The organism is Lentzea aerocolonigenes (assembly GCF_000955955.1).
GTDB lineage: Bacteria > Actinomycetota > Actinomycetes > Mycobacteriales > Pseudonocardiaceae > Lentzea > Lentzea aerocolonigenes_A.
Genome location: NZ_JYJG01000191.1, coordinates 1 through 7,218, shown reverse-complemented (window position 1 = coordinate 7,218; position 7,218 = coordinate 1). Strand labels below are relative to the sequence as shown.

Sequence of the window (7,218 nt, the reverse complement as noted above, 5' to 3'; positions counted from 1 at the left end):
TGCTGACCCGACAAAGCACTACTAGGCGGGTGTCGAAAACGCGGCTCGCCGTTCGTCTTACTGCGACCAATCGGGGTCGGACGAGGAGGGCCACGCGATGAAGTACGTGATGCTGATCTACCAAAACGGCGCGCTGGAGCAGCAGGCCGCGCTGAGCGACGAGGAGCAGCAGCAGGTTCGCGCGGACTACCAGGGCATCAACGAGACGCCCGGTGTCACGCCGGGGCTGCCGATGGGCCGGGCCGAGAACGCGACCACCGTGCGGGTCGAGGGCGGCAGGACGCTGACCACGGACGGGCCGTTCGTCGGGATGAAGGAGGCGGTCGGCGGCTGGTTCATCCTGGAGGCCGACGACCTGGACGCGGCCATCGAGGTGGCCTCGCGCGTGCCGGCGGCGCGGTACGGCGGTGCCGTCGAGATCCGCCCCTCGGAGGTCTATTGGTGAGCGCGGCCGAGCGGGTCTTCCGCGAGGAGTGGGGCCGCGTGCTCGCCACCCTGGTCGGCTTCCTCGGCGACTTCGACCTCGCCGAGGAGGCCGCGCAGGAGGCGTTCGCGATCGCCGCCGACCGGTGGCCGCGCGACGGTGTGCCGGACAACCCGCGTGCCTGGCTGATGCGAACGGCCAGGAACCGGGCGACGGACCGCATCCGCCGGGACCGGGCGCTCGTCGCGCGGTACGACCTGCTCGCGGCGCGAGTGGAGGTGGACGCCGCGACGTTCCCGGACGAGCGGCTGGAGCTGATCTTCACCTGCTGCCACCCGGCGCTCGCGATCGAGGCACAGGTGGCGCTCACCCTGCGCACGCTGGGCGGGCTGACCACCGACGAGATCGCCCGTGCGTTCCTGGTGCCGGAACGCACGATGGCGCAACGGATCGTGCGCGCCAAGCGCAAGATCAAGGCGGCCGGCATCCCGTTCCGCGTGCCGCCGGACCACCTGCTCGGCGAGCGGCTCGACGCGGTGCTCGCGGTCGTCTACCTGATCTTCAACGAGGGCTACGGCGGCAGGGACGAACTGGCGGCCGAGGCGATCTGGCTGGGCAGGGCGCTGGCTGAGCTGATGCCGGGCAGTCCAGAGGTGCACGGGCTGCTCGCGATGATGCTGCTGAACGACTCCCGGCGCGAGGCGCGGTTCGACGACGGCGAGCTGGTGCTGCTCGCCGACCAGGACCGGTCGCGGTGGAACAGCGGGCAGATCGCCGCCGGCCGGGCCGCGCTCGACCGTGCTGTCGCGTTGGGCGGCCGCGGACCGCACGTGCTGCAGGCGGCGATCGCGTCGTTGCACGCGGAGACCCCGTGCGACTGGGCCGAGATCGCGGCGCTGTACCGGGAGCTGGCCCGGCTGACCGGCTCGCCCGTGGTGCGGCTGAACCTCGCGATCGCCGTCGCGGAGACGGACGGCCCCGAGGCAGGCCTGCGGATCGTCGAGGAGCTGGGCCTCGACGACTTCCGCTACCTGCACTCGACCAGGGGCGAGCTGTTGCGGCGCCTCGGCCGCACCGACGAGGCCGCGGCGGCTTACCGGCGTGCGCGGGAGCTCACGGACGATGGCGCTGAACGGCGGTTTCTCGAACGTCGGCTGACCGAACTCGCGGGTTCGTAGCGATCACGAGCGCGCTGGCTGCGAGGGGGACCAGCGCCCACAACGCGGCGGTGACGTAGCCGCCTCGGACGGGGAGCAGGCTTCCGTCCGGCGTGGCGGTGGCGAGCAGCAACCCGGCGAGGGCGCTGCCGACGCTCATGCCGATGCTGCGGGCGACCTGATTGATCGAGAGCACGCTGGCCGTTTCTCCTTGGGGGACACCGGAGAGGACGAGCTGGGGCATCGCCGCGAACACGCCTCCGACGCCGAAGCCGAGCAGGGCGGTCGCGGCGAGGACGGCGAACAGCGACCGGTTGCCGGCGGCGAACAGCAGTGCGGCGCCGGCGGCGATCGCGATGGAGAGCGCGTACGTCCACCGCTCGGTGATGCGCGCGATGAGACGCGGAACTGCTTTCCCCGCAACGAAACCGAGCAGGGAGAACGGAATCAGCGCCGCCCCCGCGGCGACACCGGGCAGCGCGAACCCGTACCCGGCACCGGCAGGGGTCTGTACGTAGCGGGTGAACAGGCTGAACAGCAGGTACAACCCGGCTCCGGCCACGAGCACCGCCAGGTTCGCGCGCAGGATCGGCCCGTGCCCGAGCAGCCGGAGGTTCACCAACGGCGCCGCGGTGCGCAGTTCCGCGAACGCCCACACGGCCAGGACGGCGGCGGCACCGGCGAGGATGCCACCGGCCAGCCACGGGGTCGCCCAGATCGCGGGTTCGGCGATCACCACGAGCAGCCCGAGCGTGCCGAGCGCGAGGAGCAGCGCGCCGGTGACGTCGATCCGGGGCAGCTCGCCAGGAGCCTCGGTGGGCAGCGTCCGCCAGGCGACGGCCAGCGCGACGGCGGACAGCTCGAACCCGAGACCGTAGGCGGCGTGCAAGCCCGCGAGCTGGTCGAGCAGGCTGATCGCCGGGTAGCCGAACCCGATGCCGACGGTCGACGCGACCGACAACGCCGTGATGGTCGACGCCGAGCGCTCAGGTGGCAGGTGGGCGCGGGCGACGCTCATCAGCAGCGCCCCGACGGCGACCCCGAACCCCTGCAGCGCGCGTCCGGCCAGCAACGCCGCGAACCCGAGCGGCAGCACGGTGAGCAGCCCACCCGCCATGACCAGGCCCAGCGTGGCCAGGATCGTGACTCGGCGGTACGGGCCGCTGCCCAGCCTGCCGAGCACGGGGGCCGCGATCGCGCCGCTGAACAGCGTCACCGTCAACGTCCACTGCGCGGCACCCAGCGAGACGTGCAGACCCGTGGCGACCGGGGTGATCAGGGGCGCCCCGACGCTGCCGATCACCGCTCCCGCCAGTGCCGTGCTCGTCAACGCGACGCTCAGCCGTTCGTCCTCGCGGGTCTTCATCGGTTCGTCTCGGTGGTGACGTGCTCGAACAGGCCCGCCTGGATTCGGGTGCGCACGCCGTCGGCCCACGGCTCTTCGACCTGGCCGACGTCCATCGCGGCGCCCGCGTTCAGCAGCATCCCGAAGGCGAGGAACGTCTTCACCGTCACCGGGTCGAGTCCGTTGCCGTCCGCGGCCGTGTCCCACATGCGCGCGAAGCACGCACGCACCGCGTCCCGCACCTCCGGGTCCCCGCACGCGGCGAAACCCTGGAGCTGCAACAACAATCCGGTGCGGTCAGCCAGCAGGCCGTAGTACTGGGCGCCCATCGCGGAGAGCGCGTCCAGGCCGGACCTCCCCTCCGCCACGTCCCGCATCCCGTCGCTCACCCGAGCGAACGCCGCTTGGACCAGCTCCAAGAACAGGGCCTTCTTCGTGCCGAACATCCGGAACACGTACGCCTGCGTGATCCCGGCTTCTCTCGCGATCGCCTCCGTCGACGCCCCGTGCAGCCCGTGCGCGGCGAACTCCTCCGCCGCGACGGCCAGCACCTGGGCACGTCGCGCGGTTCCGCTCATGCGTTCAGCCATGACCGCTAAGTTACTGGTTACTAACCACTAACAAAATGTGACGTCGATCCACCGCGGCGTGAGCGTTCGGGTTGTCAGGCGCGCCGCTCCATGGCGTTGACCAGGCGCGGCACCGAGCTGCCCAGGCCCCAGCGCTGCGTGAGCTCGCGCAGCCGCTCGGGGTCGGCGGGCACGCGCGGCACCTCGTCGTCGCGGTCCTTGACGACCGGTGCGTCGAGGGCCGTGCGGACGACCGTGGGCGCGGCGGCCAGGTACTCCTCGGCCGCGATCAGCGAGTTGCGGGCCTTGGTGGTGAGCTTGCGGTCCATCGGGTCGCTCACGGCCTTGAGCACCGCGTCGAGCGAGCCGAACTCGGAGATGAGCTTCGCGGCCGTCTTCTCGCCGATGCCCGCGACGCCCGGCAGCCCGTCGGAGGGGTCGCCGCGCAGCACCGCCATGTCGGCGTAGGCGGATCCCGCGTTCTCGACCGGCAGCGAGTACTTGGCCGCCAGCTCCTCAGGGCCGAGGATCTCGACCTTGTTCCAGCCGCGCCCGACGTACAGCACGTGCACCGGCGTCGGCTCGAAGCGCACGACCTGGAACATGTCGCGGTCGCCCGTGACCACCTCGACGGGGGAGCGCTGCTCGTGGTGGGCGAGCGCGCCGATGACGTCGTCCGCCTCGTAGCCCGCCGCCTCGCCCGTGCAGATGCCGGCCGCGTCCAGCACGTCGAGGATGATCGGGATCTGCGGCGTGAGGGTGTCCGGGACCTCCTCGGAGCCGTCAGTGGCGTCCTCGGCCACGCGCTGCGCCTTGTACGAGGGCAGCAACTTCACCCGGAACTCGGGCCGCCAGTCGGCGTCCAGGCAGGCGACCAGCCGAGCGGCGCCGCGGTCGTTGATGACGCGGGCGATCGTGTCGACGAACCCGCGCACGGCGTTCACCGGCGTGCCGTCGGGCGCGGTCATCGAGTCCGGCAGCGCGTAGTACGACCGGAAGTAGAGGCTCGCGGAGTCGAGCAGCACCAGGGGAGAGCTCACGAGTGGACAAGCTACTAGGCTTTCGACCATGGCAACGATCACCGGGCCCATCGACGTGTCCGCGCTGCGTGCGCGACTTGACCGCGCTTCTCGAGCCGCTGAGCAGGCGGGCGTCGACGCCCTCCTCATCTCGCCCGGCTCGGACCTGCGGTACCTGATCGGTGCCGGTGGCGACTCGTTCGAGCGCCTCACCTGCCTCGCGCTGCCGGTCGGCGGCACTCCGACGCTCGTCGTGCCGAAGCTGGAGCAGCCCGGTTACGCGGCGATCCCGACCGACGAGCTGGGTGTCGAGGTCGTCACGTGGGTCGACGGCGAGGACCCGTACGCGCTGGTCAAGGCCGCGCTCAAGGGCACCCGCGTCGCCGTGGCGGACATGATGCCCGCGCTGCACACGCTCAAGCTCGGCCACGCGATCGGCGGCCCGCAGTCGCTCGCCGGCCCGATCATCCGCGAGCTGCGCATGCGCAAGGACGAGGCCGAGATCGCCGCGCTGCGCAAGGCAGGCGCCGCGATCGACCGCGTCCACGCGCGCATGGGCGAGTTCCTGCGCGTGGGCCGCACCGAGCGTGAGGTGGCGCGTGACATCGCCGTCGCCATCGTCGAGGAAGGCCACACCGTCGCCGACTTCGTGATCGTCGGCTCCGGCCCCAACGGCGCCTCCCCGCACCACCGCGACTCCGACCGCGTGATCGAGGCCGGCGAGGTCGTCGTCATCGACATCGGCGGCCCGGTCGCCGAGGGCTACAACTCCGACTCGACCCGCACCTACGTGATGGGCGAGCCTGTTTTCGACGATGTCCGGGACACGTACGCGGTGTTGCAGGCCGCCCAGCAGGCGGCGGTCGACTTCGTGAAGCCCGGCGTCACGTGCGAGGAAGTCGACGCCGCCGCGCGTTCCGTCATCGCGGACGCGGGCTTCGGCGAGTTCTTCGTGCACCGCACCGGCCACGGCATCGGCCTGGACGTCCACGAGGAGCCCTACATCGTGAGCGGCAACTCGCTGCCTTTGGAACCCGGCATGGCGTTCAGCGTCGAGCCCGGCATCTACCTCCCCGGCCGCTGGGGCGCGCGCATCGAGGACATCGTCGTCGCCACCGCCACGGGCGTCGAGTCCTTCAACAACCGACCTCACGAGCTGGTGGTGCTTTGACCCTCGAGCAGATCGACAGAGCGATCCTCAAAGAACTGGCCTCTGACGGCCGCTGCAGCTTCACGGACCTGGCCGAACGAGTGGGCCTGTCGGTCTCGGCCGTCCACCAGCGCGTGAAGCGGCTGGAACAGCGCGGCATCGTCAAGGGCTACGCGGCCCGGCTGGACGGCGCCGAGATCGGCCTGCCGATGTCCGCGTTCATCTCGCTCTTCCCGATCAACCCGGCGGAGCCGGACGACTACCCGAAGCGCCTCGAACACCTCTCGGAGATCGAGGCCTGCTACTCGGTGGCCGGCGACGCGTCGTACGTGCTGCGCGTGCGGGTCGCTTCCCCGACGGCTCTCGAGGAGCTGCTGCAGAAGATCCGGGAGTCGGCGAACGTGTCGACGCGGACGACCGTGGTGCTCTCGACGCCGTACGAGGACAGGCCGCCGTCGGTCTGAGGCTCAGCTCCGCCGGTCGACGGCGATCCAGTTCGTCTCCCAGGTCGCACCGCCGTCCTGGGAGAACGCCTGCTCGAACGTCGCCTTGCCGGGGCCCTGGCGGCGGATGAGGAAACGCACCTTGATCGGGCGTCCGCCGAGCTGGTCGTCGCCGTAGAACTCGCCGGCGCCGTCGTGGAAGCCGCCGTACACCGACGGGGTGAGCAGGCCGTCGCGGATGTTGACGAAGGTCAGGCTCCAGCGTTGTGCTTGTGGTTCGTAGAGGCGCATGTTGAGGCCTTCGATGCGGCCGGACGGGCCGGCGACTTTCAGCTCGACGACGTTCGCGCGGCGGTCCAGGAGCGGGCGGACGACTGACGTGCCCTCGAAGTGGAGCCACTCGTCTTCGGTCTCCGACAACGGATCGGCCAGCACTCGCACGTCGGTGTGCCAGGTTCCGATCTCCCAGTCGAAGTCGCGCTGTCCGGCTTCGGTGCCCGCCTGGGCAGGTACCGACGCGGTCAGCGTGATGGCGGAGAGGAGGGCGATCAGGATTCGGGTGTGTGGCACGGTTGGCGTGTGTGGCACGGTTAGCAGCCTGCGTAGGTTCATGCGCCGACTGTCGACGGAGCCGCAACCATGAACAAGAAGGCACCTGCAGGTAACCTCGCGCGGCCCAACCCCCTGCCTGGTTGTCCCATGGCGGCGGCGTTTGCGGCTGTTGGCGGGAAGTGGAAGCTGACGCTGGTGTACTGGTTGGCGCACGGGGAGTCGCACTTTGCCGGGCTTCGGCGGAGGGGGGCGCCGATCACGGCCAAGGTGTTGGCTGAGCAGTTGCGTGAGCTTGAGGCGGATGGGCTGGTTGAGCGGGTGGTCACCGGGCCGGTTCCCGCGCCTGTCATTTATCGGCTCACGGAGTACGGGACTTCGGTTCTGCCTGTGGTGGAGAGTGTTCGGGTTTGGGGGGAGGAGCATTTGCGGCGTTCTCGGGGTGGGGTTGCGGTTAGTGAGGCTATGAGCTGCGTTTATCCGGTGGGGTAGGACTTCGGGGGTGGGCGCGGCGGTTCCGTGGATGGTCGCCTTGCTGGGCGCGACCGGGCGGGTGGTCGCC

Annotated in this window: 9 protein-coding genes; 5 read left to right on the top strand and 4 right to left on the bottom strand. The window is 70.7% G+C overall.

Annotated features, from left to right (window positions below; all coding sequences use genetic code 11):
* The first annotated feature begins 97 nt into the window (after positions 1–97).
* Both UK23_RS24425 and UK23_RS24420 read left to right on the top strand, forming a co-directional pair.
* Entirely contained in the window at positions 98–445 is a 348-nt protein-coding gene (locus UK23_RS24425) for a YciI family protein (protein WP_045313951.1), read from the top strand.
* Positions 439–1,602 carry an RNA polymerase sigma factor gene (locus tag UK23_RS24420; protein WP_045313950.1) on the top strand — a complete coding sequence of 388 codons (1,164 nt, stop codon included), beginning with the start codon at positions 439–441 and terminating at the stop codon, positions 1,600–1,602. The genes UK23_RS24425 and UK23_RS24420 overlap by 7 nt, the downstream gene beginning before the upstream one ends.
* Here UK23_RS24420 and UK23_RS24415 read toward each other — a convergent pair.
* The 3 genes from UK23_RS24415 to UK23_RS24405 form a co-directional block, all read right to left on the bottom strand.
* Entirely contained in the window at positions 1,538–2,947 is a 1,410-nt protein-coding gene (locus tag UK23_RS24415) for an MFS transporter (protein ID WP_045313949.1), read from the bottom strand. The two genes, UK23_RS24420 and UK23_RS24415, sit on opposite strands and share 65 nt — an antisense overlap.
* Positions 2,944–3,516 (bottom strand): TetR/AcrR family transcriptional regulator, encoded by a 573-nt coding sequence (locus tag UK23_RS24410; RefSeq protein ID WP_231114650.1) that lies wholly within the window; start codon positions 3,514–3,516, stop codon positions 2,944–2,946. The genes UK23_RS24415 and UK23_RS24410 overlap by 4 nt, the downstream gene beginning before the upstream one ends.
* 74 nt (positions 3,517–3,590) lie before the next feature.
* Positions 3,591–4,535: a 5'-3' exonuclease gene (locus UK23_RS24405; RefSeq protein ID WP_045313947.1), complete on the bottom strand. Its 945-nt coding sequence runs from the start codon at positions 4,533–4,535 to the stop codon at positions 3,591–3,593.
* Between the two features lie 28 nt (positions 4,536–4,563).
* Between UK23_RS24405 and UK23_RS24400 the strand changes: the two genes are divergently transcribed.
* A complete protein-coding gene (locus UK23_RS24400) occupies positions 4,564–5,685 on the top strand; it encodes a M24 family metallopeptidase (protein WP_045313946.1) in 1,122 nt (373 codons plus the stop codon).
* On the top strand, positions 5,682–6,128 hold the full coding sequence (locus UK23_RS24395; protein WP_045313945.1) for an Lrp/AsnC family transcriptional regulator: 447 nt from the start codon (positions 5,682–5,684) through the stop codon (positions 6,126–6,128). The genes UK23_RS24400 and UK23_RS24395 overlap by 4 nt, the downstream gene beginning before the upstream one ends.
* A 3-nt stretch (positions 6,129–6,131) precedes the next feature.
* Here UK23_RS24395 and UK23_RS24390 read toward each other — a convergent pair whose 3' ends face one another.
* Complete coding sequence (locus tag UK23_RS24390) at positions 6,132–6,677, bottom strand: hypothetical protein (protein ID WP_045313952.1); 546 nt, start codon at positions 6,675–6,677, stop codon at positions 6,132–6,134.
* Positions 6,678–6,746: 69 nt separating this feature from the next.
* Here UK23_RS24390 and UK23_RS24385 point away from each other — a divergent pair, with 69 nt between their 5' ends.
* Positions 6,747–7,148, top strand: a complete 402-nt coding sequence (locus tag UK23_RS24385; RefSeq protein WP_330770245.1) for a helix-turn-helix domain-containing protein — start codon at positions 6,747–6,749, stop codon at positions 7,146–7,148.
* Positions 7,149–7,218 lie beyond the last annotated feature (70 nt).